General features: G+C 37.7%; 23 protein-coding genes. 16 read left to right on the forward strand and 7 right to left on the reverse strand.

Annotated elements, in window-relative coordinates:
- Positions 1-316 precede the first annotated feature (316 nt).
- A complete protein-coding gene (locus tag H4J57_RS07970; protein WP_182222245.1) occupies positions 317-844 on the forward strand; it encodes a glycine cleavage system protein R in 528 nt (175 codons plus the stop codon).
- Between the two features lie 473 nt (positions 845-1,317).
- Here H4J57_RS07970 and H4J57_RS07975 read toward each other — a convergent pair whose 3' ends face one another.
- Complete coding sequence (locus H4J57_RS07975) at positions 1,318-1,632, reverse strand: recombinase family protein (protein WP_182242461.1); 315 nt, start codon at positions 1,630-1,632, stop codon at positions 1,318-1,320.
- Positions 1,633-1,676: 44 nt separating this feature from the next.
- Positions 1,677-1,940, reverse strand: a complete 264-nt coding sequence (locus H4J57_RS07980) for a recombinase family protein (RefSeq protein ID WP_182242462.1) — start codon at positions 1,938-1,940, stop codon at positions 1,677-1,679.
- A 552-nt stretch (positions 1,941-2,492) separates the two neighbouring features.
- Between H4J57_RS07980 and H4J57_RS07985 the strand changes: the two genes are divergently transcribed.
- The 4 genes from H4J57_RS07985 to H4J57_RS08000 all read left to right on the forward strand — a co-directional run bounded on the left by H4J57_RS07985 (position 2,493) and on the right by H4J57_RS08000 (position 5,191).
- Positions 2,493-3,281, forward strand: a complete 789-nt coding sequence (locus tag H4J57_RS07985) for a hypothetical protein (protein WP_182242463.1) — start codon at positions 2,493-2,495, stop codon at positions 3,279-3,281.
- Positions 3,282-3,479: 198 nt separating this feature from the next.
- On the forward strand, positions 3,480-3,959 hold the full coding sequence (bcp, locus tag H4J57_RS07990) for a thioredoxin-dependent thiol peroxidase (RefSeq protein WP_182242464.1): 480 nt from the start codon (positions 3,480-3,482) through the stop codon (positions 3,957-3,959).
- A gap of 60 nt (positions 3,960-4,019) precedes the next feature.
- Positions 4,020-4,529: a YgjP-like metallopeptidase domain-containing protein gene (locus H4J57_RS07995; RefSeq protein WP_070373884.1), complete on the forward strand. Its 510-nt coding sequence runs from the start codon at positions 4,020-4,022 to the stop codon at positions 4,527-4,529.
- A 59-nt stretch (positions 4,530-4,588) separates the two neighbouring features.
- A complete protein-coding gene (locus tag H4J57_RS08000) occupies positions 4,589-5,191 on the forward strand; it encodes an AAA family ATPase (protein ID WP_182242465.1) in 603 nt (200 codons plus the stop codon).
- Positions 5,192-5,212: 21 nt separating this feature from the next.
- Here the strand turns inward: H4J57_RS08000 and H4J57_RS08005 are convergent, their stop codons facing one another.
- Together H4J57_RS08005 and H4J57_RS08010 are read right to left on the reverse strand one after the other, a co-directional pair.
- Positions 5,213-6,286 (reverse strand): AI-2E family transporter, encoded by a 1,074-nt coding sequence (locus tag H4J57_RS08005; RefSeq protein ID WP_182216115.1) that lies wholly within the window; start codon positions 6,284-6,286, stop codon positions 5,213-5,215.
- 9 nt (positions 6,287-6,295) lie between these two features.
- Positions 6,296-6,541: a sulfurtransferase TusA family protein gene (locus H4J57_RS08010; RefSeq protein WP_182216117.1), complete on the reverse strand. Its 246-nt coding sequence runs from the start codon at positions 6,539-6,541 to the stop codon at positions 6,296-6,298.
- Between the two features lie 153 nt (positions 6,542-6,694).
- Here H4J57_RS08010 and H4J57_RS08015 point away from each other — a divergent pair, with 153 nt between their 5' ends.
- The 5 genes from H4J57_RS08015 (at position 6,695) to H4J57_RS08035 (ending at position 11,620) form a co-directional block, all read left to right on the forward strand.
- Positions 6,695-7,330 carry a hypothetical protein gene (locus H4J57_RS08015; protein WP_182216119.1) on the forward strand — a complete coding sequence of 212 codons (636 nt, stop codon included), beginning with the start codon at positions 6,695-6,697 and terminating at the stop codon, positions 7,328-7,330.
- A 5-nt stretch (positions 7,331-7,335) separates the two neighbouring features.
- A complete protein-coding gene (locus H4J57_RS08020; protein WP_259366388.1) occupies positions 7,336-8,805 on the forward strand; it encodes a M48 family metalloprotease in 1,470 nt (489 codons plus the stop codon).
- A gap of 98 nt (positions 8,806-8,903) precedes the next feature.
- Positions 8,904-9,242, forward strand: coding sequence for an arsenate reductase (glutaredoxin) (gene arsC / locus H4J57_RS08025; RefSeq protein WP_070373889.1), 339 nt, complete (start codon positions 8,904-8,906; stop codon positions 9,240-9,242).
- A gap of 76 nt (positions 9,243-9,318) precedes the next feature.
- Positions 9,319-9,717 carry a DUF2069 domain-containing protein gene (locus tag H4J57_RS08030; RefSeq protein ID WP_182216121.1) on the forward strand — a complete coding sequence of 133 codons (399 nt, stop codon included), beginning with the start codon at positions 9,319-9,321 and terminating at the stop codon, positions 9,715-9,717.
- A gap of 52 nt (positions 9,718-9,769) precedes the next feature.
- A complete protein-coding gene (locus H4J57_RS08035) occupies positions 9,770-11,620 on the forward strand; it encodes a hypothetical protein (RefSeq protein WP_182242466.1) in 1,851 nt (616 codons plus the stop codon).
- Here H4J57_RS08035 and hda read toward each other — a convergent pair.
- Entirely contained in the window at positions 11,612-12,328 is a 717-nt protein-coding gene (gene hda / locus H4J57_RS08040; protein WP_182169642.1) for a DnaA regulatory inactivator Hda, read from the reverse strand. The genes H4J57_RS08035 and hda overlap by 9 nt on opposite strands.
- On the reverse strand, positions 12,328-13,500 hold the full coding sequence (locus tag H4J57_RS08045; protein ID WP_182242467.1) for a DUF2066 domain-containing protein: 1,173 nt from the start codon (positions 13,498-13,500) through the stop codon (positions 12,328-12,330). The genes hda and H4J57_RS08045 overlap by 1 nt, the downstream gene beginning before the upstream one ends.
- 159 nt (positions 13,501-13,659) lie before the next feature.
- Here H4J57_RS08045 and purM point away from each other — a divergent pair, with 159 nt between their 5' ends.
- From purM to H4J57_RS08060, 3 genes are read left to right on the forward strand one after another with little or no spacing between them, the layout of a single operon-like run.
- Positions 13,660-14,706, forward strand: coding sequence for a phosphoribosylformylglycinamidine cyclo-ligase (purM, locus tag H4J57_RS08050; RefSeq protein WP_070373894.1), 1,047 nt, complete (start codon positions 13,660-13,662; stop codon positions 14,704-14,706).
- 4 nt (positions 14,707-14,710) lie between these two features.
- On the forward strand, positions 14,711-15,382 hold the full coding sequence (gene purN / locus H4J57_RS08055) for a phosphoribosylglycinamide formyltransferase (protein ID WP_259364965.1): 672 nt from the start codon (positions 14,711-14,713) through the stop codon (positions 15,380-15,382).
- A gap of 27 nt (positions 15,383-15,409) precedes the next feature.
- Positions 15,410-16,150 (forward strand): DUF3108 domain-containing protein, encoded by a 741-nt coding sequence (locus H4J57_RS08060; RefSeq protein WP_182216127.1) that lies wholly within the window; start codon positions 15,410-15,412, stop codon positions 16,148-16,150.
- Here the strand turns inward: H4J57_RS08060 and H4J57_RS08065 are convergent.
- Positions 16,147-16,947, reverse strand: a complete 801-nt coding sequence (locus tag H4J57_RS08065) for a class II glutamine amidotransferase (protein ID WP_182216129.1) — start codon at positions 16,945-16,947, stop codon at positions 16,147-16,149. The genes H4J57_RS08060 and H4J57_RS08065 overlap by 4 nt on opposite strands.
- Before the next feature lie 157 nt (positions 16,948-17,104).
- Here H4J57_RS08065 and fadE point away from each other — a divergent pair, with 157 nt between their 5' ends.
- The 3 genes from fadE to H4J57_RS08080 all read left to right on the forward strand — a co-directional run bounded on the left by fadE (position 17,105) and on the right by H4J57_RS08080 (position 21,942).
- Complete coding sequence (gene fadE, locus H4J57_RS08070; RefSeq protein ID WP_182242468.1) at positions 17,105-19,534, forward strand: acyl-CoA dehydrogenase FadE; 2,430 nt, start codon at positions 17,105-17,107, stop codon at positions 19,532-19,534.
- A 214-nt stretch (positions 19,535-19,748) separates the two neighbouring features.
- Entirely contained in the window at positions 19,749-20,462 is a 714-nt protein-coding gene (locus H4J57_RS08075; protein ID WP_070373898.1) for a TetR/AcrR family transcriptional regulator, read from the forward strand.
- Positions 20,463-20,574: 112 nt separating this feature from the next.
- A complete protein-coding gene (locus H4J57_RS08080) occupies positions 20,575-21,942 on the forward strand; it encodes an aldehyde dehydrogenase family protein (RefSeq protein ID WP_182242469.1) in 1,368 nt (455 codons plus the stop codon).
- The last annotated feature ends 264 nt before the right edge of the window (positions 21,943-22,206 follow it).

Raw genomic sequence — 22,206 nt, forward strand, 5'->3', positions numbered from 1 at the left:
TTCTTATATTGAACTGACCATAAAAGTTAACTTTGAAACCATTAAATGTAGATTAAATGTAGACAACGAAAACTTTAATCTGCTTTTTGAGTAAATTATCTGTATTAAGTTCCAATATTATCTATAGATTTTATTGATCAGCATATACAAGTATACTATCAGACAAATTAATGGGCACCATGGTACTTGGCTGTTTTTACAAACACAAGAATTCAACTCGAAAAATAACAAATAAATATATTCTCGCTTTAATAGCGGTTTTTATCTGCTTTAAATACGTTACAATAGCCACTTTTTTAAACTACTTAGGCTAACTATGTCTCAATATTTAGTACTCACGGCAATGGGCGCAGACAGAACAGGAAGTGTAAGTGAGCTCACTAAGCTGGCGAGTAAATGCGGCTGTAATATTATTGACAGTAGAATGGCGATATTTGGCCTAGAGTTTTCTTTGATTATGTTATTAAATGGTAGTGCGAAAGCGATTAATCAAATTGAAAATAAGTTACCTGCCGTGGCAGTCAAGCTTGAATTAACCACCATGATGAAAAGAACCTCTGGTTATAAAAAAAGAGAGTTCACCCATCATTATCAAGTTGATTATGCCGGTATCGACCAACCTGGTTTATTAAAAGCGGTGACCGCATTTTTTGCCACCCGCAATATTGACTTATCATCGTTAAAATCAGAAATTGACCCCGTCACTAATCAAATGCGCGCGACCATATTAATAGCCTTAACCGAAGACACAAGTATTGCACAGCTAGAAAGCGACTACTTTGAACTATGCGAACAAGTTGATGTGCAAGGCTGCATTAAAAAAGTGAATTCAAACCTTATATAAACTACATACAAGCAGGATACCCATGAAAAAAATAACTGTTGGCGAAACCGCACCACTATTTACTTTACTTGATGAAAATAGCGATAAAGTCGCTTTAGCTGATTATATTGTTAAAAAACAAGTACTAGTGTAATTTTTATTGTACCTAAAGAATAAAACCATCTATATTTAAGCCTTAAGTACTATTTCTTTACTCATAACTTAAGGCTACCTCCAGTGAAAATAGCATACAGCTACATAAAATTTTCCACTAAAAGACAAATTTCAGGAGATAGCCTCAAAAGACAATTAGAGTTAGCTGAGAATTATTGTGCTGACAATAACCTAGAACTAGACTCAACTAGCTTTAGGGGTTTATCCTCGAAGATGCACGACTCCTTTATCATCAGTAGGAAGTAGCTTTACCTAGCAGAGTGAAGTTTAGCTTCTTTATTTGTGTGATTTTAAGACTGACACTGTCATCAATACATTAATTATTTGTACTTTCTCATAGCCCTATTTACTGTACTTTTAGATACCTCAAAGTGACTAGCAGTCACCACTATACTTGAGCCTGAACTATTCTTCCAATTAACGATAGCTTCATCATTATGAATCTTAATTCCCCCAATAGGCTTGCCTGACTTAGTTCCATTAGCTTTAGCTTTGGCAATACCTTCAGATTGTTTAAGTCTTCTATCTTCATAGTTAGCTCTAGATGCTATTGCTACAGTATCAAGCATGAATGCAGTCAATGCTTTAATAAGGTCATTGTATTTGATGCTCTTATTAAGTGCGCTGTGAGTCATTTCTAGGTCATAACTTACTATCACTATACCTTTTGTTATTAGTCTTAATTGAAGGGCTTTTCAGTCACTATAACTAAGCCTGTTAATCGGTCTAAAGACTCAACAACTATCAAATCACCTTCGTGACTGTCAGTGAGTAATCTTTCTAATTCAGGTCTATCGGCTGTAGTACCTGATATGTTATCTGAATACCAACTAGTCGCCTTTGTAGCTAAGGATTCTACAAAGATATTAATTCTATCCTTAGCCACTTCATCTTGCTTCTTGATACTAGCTCGTAGGTATGCTTTTACATTAGGTTGTGTCATGAATATCATTCTACTGGGCTGTAGTCATACTCAAAGACTGTGTCACGAGCTACACATCATGACGCAGCGCAAAGTACAGATATAACTAACACTTAATTTAACCTGTAACCCGTGCACATCAAGACCTAAGCCTTGTTGACATTAATCATCTCGACAACTAAAAACTGACTCGTAGCACCCAAAGCCCCCCATGGGGGAAAGACATTAAAGGCTGACACCCAAATGCCACTGAACAACTCTGACTCAATTTTTTAGGTACTTAAGCTCACAGAGATATCCACCTAACCTGTAAAGTTCCTGAAATAGATTAGGAGTTGGTCAAGCCTTTGACCGTTAGCGTTAGTCTAATAAGTTACACTGGCAAATAAAAAATTTTATCCCCTTAACTGATGGACGCTCTTCCGAAGGGAGTATGACATTGTTGTTGGGGAACAGAAGGATGTTTTCTTTAGGTTATTTATTAATATTATATTGCCAATGCTAAAAGCTCTTTGTTATATTCAAGTATATATTTTGATTACTTATTTATATATTTGAAGGGACTCTACTCTTATGGAAATACCGATTACACAATCTGAATTAATGGCTTTTGGTGGTCTTCTCTCAGGGCTTGGAACTATTTTATTGGGTGCGTCTGCTTTGTATGGTGTTCATAGATGGAAAGAACAAGCTACTTTTAAAGATGAGTTCGACTTAGCAATAAAAGTCATCGAGACAGTATGCAGGGCTGAGTCATACATATTAAATTTAGAAGCATCTGCGGAAGCAGCATACTCGACTCGTAAAGCAGAGTCTGCACTTAAGAACCACTTACCAAACCTAATCACCGTGATTGAAGAGCTTGAAGCCTTGGCTGTGAGTGTCGAAGCATTATTCACAAGACAGGAAGCTATAGAAATTAAGAGGCTTATTTCATTTTGCCTAAAAGTTAATTCAACTACAGAGTACTTTTACGAGTCTATTATAGAATATAATGTAGTTGTAGAATGCATGAATCATTCTAAGGCTAATAATGATAAAATGAAGACCCAAACCCTTAGCCTCAAAGAGGCATTTGATAATCTAACCGACTCTTTAGATAGTCTTCCAAAGGTAAATAAAGAAGTCTTTGAAAGGTACAATGAGTCTATTGAGCTACACAGCCACACTATTGATTTACTTGCTAGTAACGAAGAAAGAATCAAACCGCTCAAGGCTAGAATTGATGAAAAAAGTAAACACTTTATTTGGTCTTTTTCAGAGTCGTCAGGTGGGAGAGAAGGCTCTACATTTAGCTTCGATATCATTCCAATATCTTTTGCTGTAAAGCGCCTTATGCAAGCTCATCTCAAAAGAAGCTAATTCTCTGTGATGACCAAGCAATCGTTTTTGGTTGCAAGCTTATAATTAGACCTCCCTCTAATGATAGATTGTGGGAATGTTTAATTAGACTAATATCTGTAATTTAAGTACCCTGACCTCGTAAGCTTTTTCTTTCCTATTTTCTAACACCACCTGTGCTGTTACAAAGTTAATACAATTTATTTTAGGACTCATTTAATGAATACATTACAAGTTGGCGATACAGCTCCAGCCTTCACTCTCCCTGACCAAGATGGCAACTCTGTATCTCTTAATGACTACATTGGGTCAAATGGAAAACAAGTACTGGTCTATTTCTACCCTAAAGCCATGACCCCAGGCTGTACTGTGCAAGCACAAGGCCTAAGAGACAGTAAAAGCGAACTTGAACAATTAAATACAATAGTCTTTGGCATTAGTCCCGACGAACCGAAGAAGTTAGTTAAGTTTTGTCTGCGCGATGCATTAAACTTCACGTTATTGTCAGATGTTGATCACAGTGTTGCTGACGCCTTTGGCGTATGGGGATTAAAGAAGTTCATGGGAAAAGAATACGACGGCATCCATCGTTTAAGTTTTTTAATTGGCTTAGATGGCAAAATTAGCCACGTATTTAATAAATTCAAGACAAAAAACCACCATGAAGTTGTTTTAGACGTTTTAAACACTAACGACTAAAAATTAACCGTAACGGTTAGCTTATTTGTTTTAGGCTAGCCGCATAAATAGAATGTTATAATGCCTGCTCCTTTAAAATACCTTTCAGCCTATTCTTTAGATATTCAACATAAAGTACAAGCAATGATAACGGCCAAGAAGTTATCTGCCTATTTGTTGGCAAAATACCCTGTTACCCATCAAATATATAATGATAAAGCCCTACGCAGCTATGTAATGGATATTAAAAATCAGTACTTAAAGAAGTCTGAACCATTAAGCCAGATAAAGTACGACGATAAAATTCATGTTATTAATAACGCATTAGGCCTGCACACTTATGTATCAAGGGTGCAAGGCAGTAAGCTGAAAAGTAAAAATGAAATACGCATTGGCGCTTTATTTAAAAAAACGCCAGAAACATTTTTGCAAATGATCGTTGTTCACGAACTTGCCCATTTAAAAGAAAAAGATCATAACAAAAATTTCTATAAACTTTGTCAGCATATGCAAGCAGATTATCACCAAGTAGAACTAGATTTACGCATTTACTTGACCCAAGTAGAGTTATTTGGCGATATTTACAATTAAGCTTGAAGCCTATTTTAACGCAAGCTACAGTATTGAAAATATCCTTATAATAAATGCTAATGAATATTACTCATGTAAAAAAACGTATCGTTCTTACTGGCGGCCCTGGCGGCGGTAAAACCACAGCGATTGATCTTATTCGCCGTGAATTTTCAGGAAAAATAGCGACCGTCCCCGAAGCAGCAACGATGATTTTCAGTGGCGGCATTGCTCGTTCAAATAATAATCATGTACTAAAAACACAACAAACTGCTATTTTTAATTTGCAAAAACATTTAGAAGATATTCAACGAGCGACTTTTGAGCACAGTATTATTTTATGTGACCGAGGCTCTTTAGACGGCCTAGCTTATTGGCCAGGCAATGATGATGAGTTTTTCCAAGCGATGGATACCACGCTTGCTGATGAGTTGGCACGTTACGATGCGGTCATTTTTTTTGAAAGTGCAGCAAAATCAGGTGAAAGTATCAAAAGTAATAATCCCATTCGCAATGAATCAGAAAAAGCGGCTATCATTCTTGACGATAAACTACAGACTATTTGGTCACAACATCCTAATTTTAACTTAATCCACAGTGCTGAATCTTTTATCAATAAAGTTATGTTTGGTATCACGACCATTGAAGAAATTATCGAGCAGTATCAAAAAGACTCAGGGTAAAGTTTACCTTAGAGCACCTCTTTAAGCGGTACCCTGTTCAGGAAAGTCACTATTTGATGGCCAAGCATTTAAAACGGCCTTAACTAAAGTTGCTAGGGGAATAGCAAAGAATATTCCCCAGAAACCCCACATGCCGCCAAATAAAATAACAGCAACAATAATCGTTACTGGATGGAGATTTACCGCCTCTGAAAATAATAATGGCACAATAATATTGCCATCAATAGCTTGAATAATACCGTAAGCTATCATTACATAACCGAATTCGCTACCGGTGCCAAATTGAAATAAAGCCACCAACAAAACAGGAAAAGTGACGATAGTAGCGCCTACATATGGCACAAGTACCGACAACCCCACTAAAACACCAAGTAATACCGCATAATTTAGGCCGAGGACGATAAAGGCTATGGTCGATGCAGCACCAACAATAAGGATTTCAATCACCTTACCACGAATATAATTCATGATTTGTTGATACATCTCATCGCCTACTTTCGTCGCCATTAAACGTTCTTTAGGAAGAAATGAGGTGAAATTTGAAATTAATACTTTTTTATCTTTTAGAAAGAAGAACACCATTAACGGCACTAAAATTAAGTAAATCATCAAAGCAACAATATCAGAAATAGAATTAAGAGACGCTTTTAAGGCAACTTGTCCCCATTCAATTAACTTATCATTGACGGCAGAAATTAATGTTTCTATTTGTCCGGCATTAATTAAATCAGGATACAACTCGGGAAGCGTCAACAAATAGGTTTGTCCCTGAGACACCATTTGCGGTACTTCTTGTAATAAATTACTACTTTGTTGCCAAATAACGGGCATTAGCCCAAGAATACCGACTAAAGAAATGCCGATAAACCCCGCTACAACGATACCCACGGCAAATGTTCTTGATAAGCCAAGACGGACTAGACGATGGACAGGTAAATCTAATAAAAAAGCGATCGCAATAGCAACAAAGACCGGCATAAGTAAGTTATTAAATAAAAAGACAAAAAGAAAGGCACACAAAAGAATAACCATTAAAGTTACTGCGTTTGGATCAGAAAACTTACGTTTATACCATTGAGAAAATAATGAAACCATTTATATAACTTACCTGTTGGATGAAAGGGGTTGAGGGGCTTTACTAATAAAAAGTTCAAGGGTGTCTTTTTCAAGCCAAGACTCTTTATAGTGGTAACCTTGTTTCGTTAATAGTTTAGGAATATCCTTGATAGAGCCTTGGTCAGATATTCTCAGTAAACAAAAATCAGCATTCGACATTTTTTTTAACAATAATCGCAATTGTACTAATGGCACAGGACATTTTTCCGAACTGGCATCATATTCATAGATCATCACTACATACCACTTAAAAAATCATCAGATAACAATAATTGTCACCAATAACAGTAAACAAACCTTTTGTTTGATTATCTAATTTGCGACAATTGATTACAATGTTATTGTATTATTTATTTTGATTTGTTGGCAAATAAGTACTGAGGTGAAATGAAAGAGTTACCGATAACAGCTAGTTTAAAAGAAATTACTGCTCATAAAAAGAAACTTAATTGGGGTGATGTACCTGCTATCTATCATATGGCGGCATCTTCAATTAGTGATATGGACGGGATTTTAACGCATGGTTTTGATAGTGCCTATAAACAATTATTTGATAAACGTAATTGGAACTATGCCTTTTTAGAGGCGACGGCTGATAACGATGGCACTATTAACGTTACCCAAAAGCCAAAAATAGCCTTACGCCATTGCTATGATGAACAAAATTATGAACTTCACTGTTATCCGATAGTCAAAGGTGAACGACTCTATACACCATTATCACAAAGTGCCTTATGTCCATTTGTGCAATGGTCACCCGAAAACATGCAAATGCTATTTAGGATCAGTAGTTTAATTTCCTTTATCGTTTTTACTTTTAAAAGTGGTGATCCAGCAGATTTAGCGTTAATAAAGTACTCACATAAACGTGTGCAAGAGCTAATAGCTCAACTGAGCCAATCATTTGAAATAGTCGATGTAGTGGGTTATTCCATTGCAGATTTTTGTAAAGAGTTATATCGAGGAAAACCAAATTTCACGATAGCTGATTTACTTGATACACCGGATATAAATACGGAATAATTAATTTGCCTTATAAACATAAGCTTAAAATAAAATCATTATTATTTACCTGCGCATTAACAACATTAGTTGCTAGCCCATACGGCTTTTCCCAAGAAAATAATAAAAACAAACTTCCTGAAATTGGCACGGCTGGATTTAGCGTTCTATCTGTTGATAAAGAACGCCAGATAGGTAACGCAATGATGCGTCAAATTCGCGCTTCTCAGCCGTTGGTCAATGACCCTGTTTTAATTGAATATATTAACGATTTAGGCAACCGTTTAGTCAAGAATGCCCAAGATGTTAATTACAGCTTCGAATTTTTTATCATTAGAAATAAAGAAATCAATGCCTTTGCCTTTTTTGGGGGCCATGTTGGTATTCATAGTGGCTTAATTACCCTCGCTGATACAGAGAGCGAACTAGCCTCAGTAATCGGTCATGAAATATCTCATGTAACCCAACGTCACTTAGCCCGAAGGCTTGAGGCTCAAAGCAGAAATCAACCACTAGCCACTGCAGCATTGATTTCAGGGGTATTACTGGCATTAGTTAACCCATCTGTTGGTATGGCTGCATTAACCACAACAATGGCGGCGTCAAAACAATCAAGTATTAATTTTACCCGTGGCAATGAGCAAGAAGCCGACCGTGTTGGCATTGCCCTACTCGCACAAAGCGGTTTTGATCCGCAAGGTGCCCCCGATTTTTTTGGAAAAATGGCAGTAAAATATCGTTATACTTCAAAGCCACCAGCAATGCTATTAACTCATCCAGTACCTGAATCTCGCATTGCCGAAGCGCGTGTCCGTGCTCATGGTTTAGAAAGTCGTCCTTCAGCTCCTAGTTTAAACTTTGCGCTCGCAAAAGCGCGTATTCAAGCGCGTTACGAATCAACGGCCCTGGAAAACATTGCAACTTTTGAAGATAGTATAAAAAAACAAAACTACACTTATAGAGCCGCTGTTGACTATGGCTTAGCTTTATCATTATTTGAAAATAAAGAGTATCAAGCGGCTAAAAAAATACTTGAGAGATTGCTCATTGAAGATAAAAACAATCTATTCTATGCAGATGCACTAACCGATGTTTATATTAAAACAAAAGAAGTAAATAAAGCGCTGACTATGCTCAGTGCCCTTAATTTATTGATGCCAAATAACCAAGTTGTTACCTTAAACTTTGCCAACGCTCTCGTTGAAAACAGTCAATATTCAGAAGCTGAAGTACTTTTACAAGACTACCTGTTAGTTAAACCAGGTAATTTTATCGCTTATGATATATTAACGACTGTCTATGAAAAACAAGATAAAAAAGCACTGATGCATGCGACAAAAGGCGAAATCTTTGCACTTTTAGGGGCATACTCTCGTGCGGTCGACGAATTGCAAACAGGCTACAATTTTACAGATAATCAACCGTTAGTCGAAAAACGTATCAAAGCACGAATATTGCAATTTCAAGATCAAGAACAAAAACTTAAAAGACTATAATCCATATTACAGAAACGTTTAGAATAGGTGCTATAACGGCCTACTCTATCGATTAACCCGTAAAATTATTTAATTTTAGCACCCATTGAGATCTAACCATGTTAACGATTTATCATAACCCTCGCTGTTCTAAAAGCCGCCAAACCTTGGCGTTGATTGAAGAAAACAACCAAGAGGTTTGCATTGTAGAGTATTTAAAAAAACCACTGGATGAAAGCACTATCCAGTCACTTTTATCACGTTTAAATGTTTCCCCTATTCAAATGATGCGCACTAAAGAAAGTGAATTTAAAGAACAAGCATTAGCTCAAGCAACTGACAAGCAACTCATTGAAGCTATGGTGAACACCCCAAAACTTATTGAGCGACCAATTGTTACTACGCAAACGAAAGCCATCATTGGCCGACCTCCTGAAAACGTTTTAACACTCTTTTAAATTCAATTTAAAATTCAATTTAAAATTTAATTCAACAAGTTAGTGAAACAATTTGCTAACCAGCAGGATACCTTTCATGACCAAGCCACAAAGATTTTCAACATCAACATTTAAAAAAATAACCTTAATTGGCTATTTTTCTTTATTATTTTTTATGCCGCTTTGGCTAATCTATTTAAACCCTTCACAAGGTTTGTCGCCGATATTAAGCTTATGCTTATTCACAGTACCACTGTTATTTCCTCTAAAAGGTTTGCTGGCAGGTAATCCTTATACCTATGCTTGGTCGAGCTTTGTCGTTATGATTTATTTCCTACACAGTTTAACCACGCTGTGGGTATCTCCAGCAGATGTAGTTTGGGCATCATTAGAGCTTATATTTGCAACAATGATGTTTATTGGTGGCAGTTATTACGCGAAATATAGAGGTCAAGAACTAGGCTTGAGTATTAGAAAAGCTAAAGATAAAGCGTAACGCTTCAATAAGACTTTTATAACGTAACCACCATTATAGTTAAGGGCTGAAAATGAAAAACATTCTGCATATATTACTGCTAATACCTATTTTATTTGCTTGTAACAATAATGGTGAGGTCACTAAAATTATCACCGTCGACGATGAAGTGAAAATTTCTCAGGCGGTCGAATTAGTTTTACTCGCTCCCTCGAGTAAGGTGACTGACATTATTTGGACGCAGACGACTGGCGAGCCAGTGGTGTTCTTGGCCTACACCAGCAAGGTTATCGCTTTCACACCTAACACCGCAGGCGCATATAGTTTTAATGTTTCATTTACACTAGAAGATGGTAGCAGAGAGTCACTTAACCACTCTCTTAGTGTAACCAATGAACAAGGAGAGATTTCTGCGCGTCTGGGTCATGCTGCTCTAGAAGGTAGTAAAGTGTCATTGCGCGCTTCGTTAACAAATAAGCTTTTAAGCGATAGTTTAGTTTGGCAACAAACTGCCGGTCCAGAGGTCAATTTTACGGCTGAAAATACCCAGGGTGATTATGCAGTATTCTTTAATGCGCCGGAAGTTACTAGGGATACGGTAGTAGAATTCACCGTATCCTCAGGGAGCTATTCTGACAAAGTAGCGGTACTTATTGAAAATGCTGAACCTGTCCCAGCTTCAGATAATACCGCTTATACTGAGCGTTTAGCACGGGTATTCCCCTTTGTTGCAAACTCGTCTTATGCCGATGTACTCGTCGATTGTGTTTATAGTAATAAAATTAACTTTGCGCGAACATGTGCATTTAATACCTTACCATTAATTGCACATGATACGACCACACCAACAGTTGATGACATAATGGACCGAGTGATCGTTTCTCATTATTGGATGGGAGAAAGATTTCGAGAATTTCTTGAAAATTACGACCCCTACAATGATTTCAAAAACTTACTAAGAGCAAATACTGCCATTGTAATTTCTTATGACATCAGACCCTCTTATTACTGGGTGGTCAGTGGCGCTATTCACTTGGATGCTAATTATTTTTGGATGACCCCTGATGAGCGAGATACCATAAATCAAGCACCTGACTATAGAGCGTCCTTTGGTGGAGATCTTAATTTTGCCATGCCTTGGCGTTATGTAAAAAATAATAATTACACCACTACTTTTATATCTGAAAATGACCGGGTTACTCGCCAACCTAGCGATGTTTTATACAGTTTAACGTCTTTGATGTACCACGAACTTGCCCATGCCAACGACATTTTCCCGAGCACTAGTTGGTCAGCTTTAAACCCAGACCAAACAATATTATCAGCCGCACAACAGATAGCAGATAATAGTGGCTTTAAATCTGATCAGCTAAACAACACTCTTCCCTTACTGGGTGAGGAAATGTACGCCTTAGCTCAGGTACGTTTTCAGGGGGTTGACGCATCAAAAACACAAAACGCTTATCAACCCAGCGATATTAAAACGTTTTTTAGTGGCGAAGCTGCGCCTCAGTTTTATAATTACTCAAGTATTCGCGAAGATTACGCTATGCTTTTTGATGGCTTTATGATGAAAACTCGCTTTGATATTAGTCGAGATGTCGCTATAACTAACGCCCCTAAAATTGCGAATGAAAATTATATCGTTAATTGGGGACAGCGCGGCCGTATTGGCGATGAAAATATTAAACCTCGAGTATTATATGCCGTAAGTCATATATTGCCGGAAGTAAGTGATATTGAAAACTTAGTAAATAATTTACCAAGTCCAATCATGATGACCGCTGGTGAAAGTTGGGCTAACAATTTAAATATAAGCCCAATTAATAAAGAACAAGCAGGATTGCAAAACGTTTCTGCTCAACCCAAAGATAGACGCTTTGTTCAGTATGAGTTTTATGAAAAGCCCAGCCCTTTAAAATAAAATAGCTTTAATAAATGGGATGGTGATTTTTCGTTGTTCTCTTATTGATGCTTCGTCAAGCTCGGCTAAAGCTAAGATCAAGTGACTCATTTCACGTGATAAGTGACTCAGTAAATATTTAGCGACTTCATCACTTAATAATAAACCTCGTTGTTGCGCTCTAAATTTTAAGGCGATTAACTTTTCTTCATCATCTAGGGGTTTGATTTGCTCTGTCATTCCCCAAGATAATCGAGAGACTAAATCGGCTAAGCCAAGTTTCAATTGTGAAACACTTTGATCTCCAGTAATAATCAAGCGTTTATTATGCTCAATAACACGGTTAAATAAATCAAAGACCGCTTGTTGCCAAAGCTTGTCCCCAGCAATTAATTGCACATCATCTAAGCAAATCAAATCAATATTTTCTAAACCATCAAGTACTTCAACCGACAACTGTTTTAATTCAGAAAAAGATAAACAAACGGATGATAGACCTAATTTCTCAGCAAAAGTACAACTGGCATGAAGTAAATGTGATTTACCAACACCTGACAAGCCGAATAAGTAAAAACTATTGACGTGCGCAGACTCTACCGAATGTTGACTGGCTTTAATAAATGACTTTAACTGCTCAGTTGCCGAATAATTAGCAATACTTTGGAAACTTGAAAACGTTTCATCATCGGGTAATTGAACTGACAAGGTTAATTGAGAAGTGACTTTCACTAGGGTTTCCAATAAAAAACAGGGACAGCACCGACCACTTTTTCGGCAAGCGGGTCATCAAAAAGGTCTAATTGCTTATTCAGCTTTAATGAAGCGAGAAAGGCTTGTCCTGAACTTTTTAAAACCAATTCAAAACGGCGATTTTTCCCCGAAGCGCTGAGTAATTTTACCGATTTAACTGATGATAATTGTTCAAGAAATCGCTCTAATTCAATAAAGCTTTTTAGTGATGATATATTGGCAACATCAATAATATAATTGTTATCAATATCACTATTTAAAGCATATTTTTGATAAATTATATCACTAATAAGAGAAAGCGCAGTTTTTAATAACTGGTCAGGAGAGTCACCGTAGCTGATTTCACCAAAGATTTGTCCGGTGATTGTATCGCGGTTGTAGCCTTGGGCATCGGCGATAAAACTCCAGTCTAGTGCGTATTGTTGACGTTCTTTTTGGCATAAAAAACAATCATCAACCTGTTCATCACTTTCTTGTTGAGGTAATAAACTACTGTTTGATAAACGAATAATTATTATAGATTCTGGATTATAGCGCAGTGATGCCATTTGTACTTGTTTGGCAAAGCGTCCCCAAACATCAAAAGTAGAGATGGTATTTACATCGGTTAAGTCCATTAACGGCATTAAAATAGGTAAGCCCCTTAACGCTGAAAATTGTTCGACACTATTAGGTAAATTGTAACTCACTTGTGGTGTTGCATTATTGGAAAATGACGAGTGGCTTGCATTAGAAATAGTCGTACGGCGTAAACCATTCTCTTCAACGAGCCACAATAAAATTTGTGGCCGTAAACTTCCCCAAATTGGGGCGTTGGCATCTTCAAACAACTGATTAATTTTGCTTTCGTCAAAAGTAACTAAAAGCTCAGTCTGCTCAGCATTACGTTGATAACGGTATTTTACAACATAGCCACTGACATTTCTAAGGCCACTTTTTATGGTTGAGTTGGACAACAGCGCTTGTTGTCCCCCCACTTTAAGCACCACTGCGCTCATTGCTTGTTGCAAGGCGAGCTTTCGCTCTGAGTCGGTTTGTGAGTTAACGATAACCTTTGCGTTGTATAAGTTTTTAACTTCAACAGCCAAAGCGGTCATTGAAGCAAAGAAATTACTTAAAACAACAACTAATACAATAAGATATCTAAGCATATTTTTTAAGTTGATTATTTTTATGTATAAGATCTTATCATAGTGTTAATCATTTTAAACACTAATAAAAAATAATTTATTATAAAGATTTTCACCACGCCATTGCGCTGGTAGAATGCGCCATTAAAGTTCTTATGCTAATTAATTGAGGTTTCCCCCGTGAGCGAACAAAAACAGTCTCTAAGCTATAAAGATGCTGGCGTTGATATAGATGCAGGTAACGCCCTAGTAGAAAACATTAAAGGTGCAGTAAAACGTACAACTCGTCCTGAAGTGATGAGTGGCTTAGGTGGTTTTGGCTCAGTATGCCAATTACCAACCGGTTATAAAGAACCTGTAATGGTTGCGGGAACAGATGGCGTAGGTACAAAACTACGCTTAGCAATTGATTTAAACAAGCACGATACCGTAGGTATTGATTTAGTGGCTATGTGTGTCAATGATTTAATCGTTCAAGGCGCTGAACCTTTGTTCTTTTTAGATTATTACGCGACAGACAAACTTGATGTAGATGTTGCTTCGGCAGTTGTTGCTGGTATTGCTGATGGTTGTGTATTATCAAACTGTGCTTTAGTTGGCGGCGAAACCGCTGAAATGCCAGGTATGTATCACAAGGGTGATTACGACATCGCTGGTTTTTGTGTCGGTATCGCTGAAAAATCCCGTTTAATTGACGGTACAAAAGTAGCATCAGGCGACCAATTAATTGCCTTAGCTTCTTCTGGCGCGCATTCAAACGGCTTTTCATTAATTCGTAAAGTATTAGAAGTTAATAAGACTGATACCAACGAATTATTAAATGGTAAGTCAATCGGTGATCATTTAATTGAGCCGACTAAAATTTATGTTAAATCTGTTTTAGAATTACATAAGCAAGTTGACATCCATGCCTTATCACATATTACTGGTGGTGGTTTTTGGGAAAATATTCCTCGTGTATTACCAGAAAGCGCTCAAGCCATTATTGACGGTAACAGCTGGGAGTGGCCAGCGATCTTTAACTGGTTGCAAGATAACGGCAACATTACTACCCACGAAATGTACCGTACCTTCAACTGCGGTGTTGGAATGATCATTGTTGTACCTGCTGCTGACCTTGCAAAAAGTATTGAAATTTTATCGGCTCACGGTGAGAATGCGTGGCACATTGGTGAAATCGCTGATATGCAAGCAGGCGCTGAACAAGTTGTGATTAATAAAGGTTAATTCTATGCCATCAAGTAACATGCAAGACAATAATTTAACCAGCAATATTGTTGTGCTAATCTCTGGTGGCGGCACTAATTTACAGGCGATTATAGACGCCTGTAAAGCTGCAGATTATCCAGGAAAAGTGGTTGGGGTTATTTCAAATAAAGCCGATGTATTCGGCTTAACTCGCGCTAAAAACGCTGGCATAGCCCATTGTGTACTTTCTCATAAAGATTTTAGCAGTAGAGAAATTTACGACCAAGCGTTGATCAAGCAAATTGATTTATACCAAGCTGATGTTGTTGTTCTGGCTGGTTTTATGAGAATATTAACACCTGAGTTTGTGCAACACTACCAAGGTAAGTTAATCAATATTCATCCCTCTTTATTACCTAAGTATCAAGGTCTACATACCCATCAACGGGCGATTGATGCCGGTGATACTGACCATGGTGTTAGTGTACATTATGTTACAGAAGAACTTGATGGTGGCCCAGTAATATTGCAAGCGAAAGTACCTATTTTTGCCGGTGATACCGCTGAGGAACTTGCGCTAAGAGTTCACGAACAGGAACATAGAATTTACCCCTTAGTGGTAAAATGGTGTTGTAATCAGCGCATTTCTATGCACAATGATACTGTACTTTTTGAAGGTAAAGCGCTCCCTGCTTCTGGCTATGCGAGTGAATAAATAAAATATTAAATGATAGGTAATTAAATGCTGAATAAATTATGTTGTATTGCTCTAGTATTAGCCTCACAGAGTAGTTTAGTTTTCGCCAATGAAGCAAAAACCACTCAAGCAGAGCAGCATGTTATTCAGCCTTTTACTGCTAAATATAATTTGATACGTTCTGCTGATATTTTAGGTAGTGCGACAAGAACGTTAGAATACTTAACACCTGAACAAGCTAAATATAGTTATAAAACAGATATTGAATGGTTAATATTTTCAGATAACCGTCAAGAAGTATCACTCGTTAAACTCGATCACCATAAGGTGACACCTCAGCAATATAATTTCCAACGAGACGGCACCGGACCTGATAAAGAATATGCTTGGCAGTTCAATATTCAGAATAATATTGCGAAGAACCTCAAAGACAATTCAGAGGTTAATATTGATTTTCCTGTCAATATTCAAGACTCACTCAGCTATCACTTGCAGAATCGTTTAAATTTAATTAAAAATCCAGAGCAAAAACTTTTTGTGTATCCGGTGATGAATCATTCGGGTAAAGTTAAAAATTATGTTTACCAGTATGATGGTGAAGATGAATTAATGCTGCCTTTTGGTATGATAAAAGCGGTTAGATTAAAAAGAGAAGTCATTGAAAAGAAAAAAATTACCTACGCTTGGTTCGCTCCAGAGTTAAATTACTTGTTGGTTAAAATACAACAAATAAAATCTGATGTTGAACAGTTTGATGCACAATTGACTTCACTTGAAGAACATTAATATTCAACCTTCAACACTTCTTGCCCTGAAGCAATAGACTCACCCAGACAAAATAAGTGCCACTGCCCTTTGGTCATTTTGTGCCAAGTTTCATTATCCGTTAATGGCTGAGTGGCGATAACCGTAACTACATCATTTTCTGTGGTTTCTTCGGTGAAATTAATAACTACTTCAGCATCAATCAAACTGGCTTTACCAAACGGTGCTCTGCGTGTTATCCAATGTAGGTTATTTGCACAATAAGCAAATAAATACTGGCCATTGGTGATATTGACATTAAATACACCCAACGCATTTATTTTGACACTCAACTCGGCGATAAATTTAAAGAGTACCGTTGCTGCTGGTTCTTTATCCGCAAACTTAAAATGAAGTTGGTCTAAGATCCAACAGAACGCGTGTTCGCTGTCGGTAGCCCCTACAGGAATGTGTAATTTAACAGGCAGTTCAACCTGGACATTCTTCAATTGTCCATTATGTGCATAAGTCCAATTTCTTCCCCACATTTGACGGGTAAAAGGATGAGTATTCTCCAAAGAAATACCGCCAGAGTTTGCTTGTCGAATATGACAAATAACCGCTTCACTTTTTATTGGATAATTGGTGACTAACTCGGCAATCGGTGATTGTGAACTTGGTAAAGGGTCTTTAAAACTTCGACAGCCTTTACCCTCATAAAAAGTAATGCCCCAACCATCCTTATGCGGCCCAGTATTTCCACCACGCTGCATTAAACCACTAAAGCTAAAGCAAATGTCAGTGGGGACGTTCGCACTCATTGCCAGTAATTCGCACATAAATTAATTTCCGAATAGATAATTAACGTTATTATCCTATAAATAAGATTACAACGATAAATATATTTGTAATTTATTGTACATAGATTTAAGCTAAATACATGGTCAGACCTCTTTATTTTTATCTTTAGGTTTTTATTTTTTAAAAGGAAAATTAATGGAACAATTTACATGGTTCATTTATGCCGTTATTTTAACCGGCTTCATGGCATACACCCGTGCTGCGCTCTCAACTTTTACCTTAAGTTTTGCCGCATTAATGGCGGTAGGTACTATCTTTGATGCACTGTCATTTTTCAGTTGGATAATATTTGCAATCATTGCATTGCCCTTGAATATATCTGACTTTAGAAAGCAGTATATTACTCACCCTTTACTAAAAATGTTCAGATCTATCATGCCGCAAATGTCGAGAACTGAGCAAGAGGCTATCGACGCTGGTACGACCTGGTTTGAAGCAGAGCTATTTCGTGGTAACCCAGATTGGAAAAAACTACATAACTATGAAACACCCCGCTTAAGCGTTGAAGAGCAAAGTTTCTTAAATGGTCCCGTAGAAGAAGTTTGTAAAATGACCAATGATTGGCAAACGACTCATGTCGATGCTGATTTATCACCAGAAGTTTGGCAGTTTTTGAAAGATAATAAATTCTTCGCAATGATTATCAAAAAGAAATATGGCGGCTTAGAGTTTTGTGCCTATGCACAGTCACGAGTTTTACAAAAATTATCAGGGGTGAGTGCCGTATTAGCAAGCACCGTTGGAGTTCCTAATTCTTTAGGCCCAGGTGAATTATTACAACTTTACGGCACAAAAGAGCAGCAAGACCATTACCTTCCTCGTTTAGCGGTTGGTGATGAAATTCCCTGCTTTGCGTTGACTAGTCCGGAAGCCGGTTCAGATGCTGGTGCGATCCCCGATGAAGGCATTATTTGTCACGGTGAGTTTGAAGGTAAAGAAGTGCTTGGTATGAGATTAACTTGGGACAAACGTTACATTACGCTAGCGCCCATTGCCACAGTACTAGGTTTGGCTTTTAAACTAAAAGACCCTGACCATTTACTGGGTGAAACGGTTGATTTAGGCATTACCTGTGCATTGATCCCTACAGACTTAGACGGTGTTATCACTGGCCGTCGTCATTTCCCACTTAATGTTCCTTTTCAAAATGGTCCAACACAAGGTAATGGTGTCTTTGTGCCGCTTGACTATATTATTGGTGGCGCAGAAATGGCAGGCCAAGGCTGGCGCATGCTTATGGAGTGTTTGTCTGTTGGACGTGCTATTACACTTCCTTCTAATAGTGCTGGTGGTATAAAGTCACTTGCACTTGCTACAGGTGCTTACAGTAGAATTCGTCGTCAGTTCAAGATCCCTATCGGTAAAATGGAAGGTATTGAAGAACCCCTCGCTCGCATTGGTGGCAATGCTTATTTAATGGATGCGGTAACAACCATGTCTACAGGTGCTATCGATTTAGGCGAGAAACCTTCGGTAATTTCAGCCATTATAAAATATCATTTAACTGAAAAAATGCGTGTTTGTGTTAATGACGCTATGGACATTCACGGCGGCAAAGGCATCTGTATGGGCGAAGGTAACTACCTTGCTCGTGCCTATCAAGGTGCTCCGATTGCAATAACCGTTGAAGGCGCGAATATTCTGACACGTAGTTTAATTATTTACGGACAGGGAGCTATTCGTTGTCATCCTTACGTTTTAGCGGAGTTAGCCGCAGCAAACCAAACTGATGATGTTATTGCATTAAAAGAATTCGATCACGCCTTGTTTGGCCATATTGGCTTTGCCATTAGCAATGTTGTCCGCAGCCTTTGGTTTTCATTAACTGGCGCTAGGATTTTAAAGGCACCTTTTCGAGACGAAACCTCTCGTTACTATCAGTTGCTCACTCGCTTTAGTAGTAACTTAGCTATGCTATCAGATATATCGATGCTGACACTGGGTGGCGATTTGAAGCGCAAAGAGAGAATTTCGGCGCGTTTAGGTGATGTACTTAGCCATTTGTATTTGTCTTCGGCAACCTTAAAGCGTTTTAACGACGAAGGTCGTCAGCAAGATGACCTATCGCTTGTACAATGGGCACTTGAAGATAGCTTGTATGAAACACAGCAAGCTATTGACGCGTTGATCAGTAACTTTCCTAATAAGATAGTGGCACTGTTCCTAAGAGCTATGATCTTTCCAGTGGGTAAATGGTTGAAAAAACCTTCTGATATTACCGACCATAAAGTTGCACAGATATTACAAACACCTGGTAAAGCTCGAGAACGCTTAGGACAAGGTCAATATTTAAGCCGAGATCCAGAAAATGTTTTAGGTCAACTTGAGCAAACGTTAGATGACATTATTGCTTGTGAACCAATATTTAAGAAGGTTTGTCAGGCTATTGGTGAAGATCTGCCTTTTTATGCCCTCGATGAAGTTGCTAAAAAAGGCTTAGCCGTTAATGTTATTAACGCTGTAGAAGCCGAGTTGTTATGCAAGGCTGAATTGGGCAGAAAAGCCGCTATCAATGTAGATGACTTTGACTCTGACGAATTAAGAGCACAGTCCGCTAGTCATTAATTTATCAAATCACCTACAAGGATGTAGGTTTCAATGTGTTTAAAGCCGTATTATCATGATAAATGAGCCCAGCAACCGTGTTGGACTCATTTTTTTTATCGTTAATGTCTTCACAAACTTTATAATTCTAGCGCTCACCTATTACTTTTTGTAACAAAAAATGCTGATAATTTTCCTGCCTAGATTGAAATACCATTAAAAATAAGTTAACTTTATGTTAACTAAAATTATACGACAAAATAATATGTTTTCTACTAAGGAAAGCCCCACTGTAAAAAGACGGAGCAAAGGTGAACAAACACGTTTACTGATATTACAATCAGCCATTGAAGTATTAGCAAAAAATGGAATAAAAGGCACGACTCATCGAGCCATAGCGAGTCATGCAAATATTCAACTCTCTCTTACCACCTATTATTTTAAAGATATACAAGAGTTAGTTCATCAAGCATTTACCTTGTGTTCTTCACAAATCACCACAAAAACAAGCTTAGCTTGGCAGCCTGCCGTTGAACTACTCGCCAATGTAAATAAAACAAGTTTACGTAAAATAAGTGAAAAAGAAAATTTACGTAATAAACTTGCCATAATGGCGACCCAATACTTAGTAAAAAGAATAATAGACTCACCCGTAGAGCTCGCTGTTCAACAATTACTCTTTACCGAAGTACGCGTAAACCGTAAATTAGCCCCTTTAGCTGAGATACACCGTGCGGCCTCGTTAAAACCCATTATTAAGTTATGCGAATTTTTTAATGCTCATGATCCACATATCGATGCTGATATTATTGCGACGGTTTTTACGCAAATAGAATACCGCAATATCAATGTGCCTGTTGAGCAATTAGATACTGATAACATTCAAGCCATCGTTAGCCGAGTCATTGGTTATGCAATGAACTTAAAAAGTTTAGCACTTACCTCTTAACAGATAATTATCTGATTGTTTTGTAGATGAGCTGTAAATGTTGTAAATTTGTTTCTATATCTGGTCGTACCAATAAAGCTATAAGACTCAATAACAACAATAAGGTTTAAATATGCCCTACCAAGCATTACTCACAAAACACTGTCAGTATTTTGATACTAATGTCACTCGAGATATTTCATGGCGTAAACAGCAACTACAAGCCATAAAAAAACTTGTTATTGAAAACGAAAAAGATATTTTACAGGCTTTACAAGATGACCTTGCAAAGCCGACTCTAGAAGCTTGGATCACTGAAATATCATACATAACCAGTGATGTTGACCACACGTGCAAACACCTCAATAAATGGGCTAAACCAAGGGGCGTTAGTACCCCAATTGTGGTACAACCGGGGAAATCATTTATTAAACCCGAGCCACAAGGCACTGTATTAATTATTGGCGCGTGGAATTATCCTTTACAATTAGTATTGGCCCCTTTAATTGCCGTTATTGCTGCCGGTAATTGTGCCATCATCAAGCCTTCAGAGCTTGCTCCTGCTATTTCTGCACTTATTGGCCAACTTATTCCTAAGTATTTAGATAATAACGCCGTTAGTGTGGTTGAAGGCGGTGTTACAGAAACAACCGCATTACTTACCTTAAACTTTGATCACATTATGTATACTGGCAATGGTCAAGTCGCTCGTATTGTCATGGCCGCAGCCGCAAAGCACTTAACGCCAGTGACATTAGAGCTTGGCGGCAAAAGTCCTGTTTACGTCGATGAAAGTGCAGATTTAACAATAACAGCACAGCGTATTGCATGGGGCAAGTGGATGAATGCAGGGCAAACCTGCATAGCGCCTGATTATCTATTAGTAAAAGAAAACCTAGTTGAGCCATTAACACTAGCGTTGAAAGCTCAAATAACCGCTATGTTTGGTGAAAACCCAAAAAATAGCGACAGCTATGGCCGTATAATTAACCAGCGCCATTGTCAGCGTATAGCCACTTATTTTAACGATGGTAAAATTATGGTTGGCGGTGAAAGCGATATTGAAAGCTGCTATATCGCGCCAACTATTATCATTAATCCCGCTTTAGATAGTCCTTTAATGACAGAAGAGATTTTTGGCGCCATTTTACCTATTGTCACTATTGAAGATTTTGATCAAGCAAAATCATTTGTCAAACAAAGAGAAAAACCACTTTCTGCTTATATCTTTAGCCGTAATAACGAGCAAGTAGCACAATGGGTAAATGAAATAAGTTCGGGGAGTCAATGTATTAACGATGTCATCATGTTTAATGCAGTACCTGACTTACCTTTTGGTGGCACTGGCCCTAGCGGTATTGGCCAATATAGTGGCAAAGCCGGTTTTGATAATTTTAGTCATCTAAAGTCAGTACTCAAACGCCCTTTTATTAAAGATATCCCGGTACGCTTCGCACCTTATTCAAAATGGAAACTTAAATTCTTACGTTTCATCCGATAAAAATCTCCCTAAATGTTTCTCAGAGGATGAAAAATCTTACATCCTCTGCCACCATTTTTAATCTATCTACTCACTAAAGATAATAAAAACAAAAACGCTTTTATCTGCTCGTATCTAGTTTAGCTAGATGGTTTAATTACCCGAATTAGATGATAGTGTGAATAGACATGACTAATTAGATTTTCAAACACTAAATGAGATTGAAGAATTTTTCTTATATTCACTAATGCCACATTACTGACCTAATTTAGCCTTGAATTCCCC

The organism is Colwellia sp. BRX8-7 (assembly GCF_014077275.1).
Classification (GTDB): Bacteria; Pseudomonadota; Gammaproteobacteria; order Enterobacterales; family Alteromonadaceae; genus Colwellia_A.

Excerpts from the sequence above, each read along its gene's own strand:
- H4J57_RS07970 (WP_182222245.1), top strand. The coding sequence starts at position 317 with ATGTCTCAATATTTAGTACTCACGGCAATGGGCGCAGACAGAACAGGA.
- H4J57_RS07975 (WP_182242461.1), bottom strand. The coding sequence starts at position 1,632 with ATGACTCACAGCGCACTTAATAAGAGCATCAAATACAATGACCTTATT.
- H4J57_RS07980 (WP_182242462.1), bottom strand. The coding sequence starts at position 1,940 with ATGACACAACCTAATGTAAAAGCATACCTACGAGCTAGTATCAAGAAG.
- H4J57_RS07985 (WP_182242463.1), top strand. The coding sequence starts at position 2,493 with ATGGAAATACCGATTACACAATCTGAATTAATGGCTTTTGGTGGTCTT.
- bcp (WP_182242464.1), top strand. The coding sequence starts at position 3,480 with ATGAATACATTACAAGTTGGCGATACAGCTCCAGCCTTCACTCTCCCT.
- H4J57_RS07995 (WP_070373884.1), top strand. The coding sequence starts at position 4,020 with ATGCCTGCTCCTTTAAAATACCTTTCAGCCTATTCTTTAGATATTCAA.
- H4J57_RS08000 (WP_182242465.1), top strand. The coding sequence starts at position 4,589 with ATGAATATTACTCATGTAAAAAAACGTATCGTTCTTACTGGCGGCCCT.
- H4J57_RS08005 (WP_182216115.1), bottom strand. The coding sequence starts at position 6,286 with ATGGTTTCATTATTTTCTCAATGGTATAAACGTAAGTTTTCTGATCCA.
- H4J57_RS08010 (WP_182216117.1), bottom strand. The coding sequence starts at position 6,541 with ATGATCTATGAATATGATGCCAGTTCGGAAAAATGTCCTGTGCCATTA.
- H4J57_RS08015 (WP_182216119.1), top strand. The coding sequence starts at position 6,695 with ATGAAAGAGTTACCGATAACAGCTAGTTTAAAAGAAATTACTGCTCAT.
- arsC (WP_070373889.1), top strand. The coding sequence starts at position 8,904 with ATGTTAACGATTTATCATAACCCTCGCTGTTCTAAAAGCCGCCAAACC.
- H4J57_RS08030 (WP_182216121.1), top strand. The coding sequence starts at position 9,319 with ATGACCAAGCCACAAAGATTTTCAACATCAACATTTAAAAAAATAACC.
- H4J57_RS08035 (WP_182242466.1), top strand. The coding sequence starts at position 9,770 with ATGAAAAACATTCTGCATATATTACTGCTAATACCTATTTTATTTGCT.
- H4J57_RS08045 (WP_182242467.1), bottom strand. The coding sequence starts at position 13,500 with ATGCTTAGATATCTTATTGTATTAGTTGTTGTTTTAAGTAATTTCTTT.
- purN (WP_259364965.1), top strand. The coding sequence starts at position 14,711 with ATGCCATCAAGTAACATGCAAGACAATAATTTAACCAGCAATATTGTT.
- H4J57_RS08060 (WP_182216127.1), top strand. The coding sequence starts at position 15,410 with ATGCTGAATAAATTATGTTGTATTGCTCTAGTATTAGCCTCACAGAGT.
- H4J57_RS08065 (WP_182216129.1), bottom strand. The coding sequence starts at position 16,947 with ATGTGCGAATTACTGGCAATGAGTGCGAACGTCCCCACTGACATTTGC.
- fadE (WP_182242468.1), top strand. The coding sequence starts at position 17,105 with ATGGAACAATTTACATGGTTCATTTATGCCGTTATTTTAACCGGCTTC.
- H4J57_RS08075 (WP_070373898.1), top strand. The coding sequence starts at position 19,749 with ATGTTAACTAAAATTATACGACAAAATAATATGTTTTCTACTAAGGAA.
- H4J57_RS08080 (WP_182242469.1), top strand. The coding sequence starts at position 20,575 with ATGCCCTACCAAGCATTACTCACAAAACACTGTCAGTATTTTGATACT.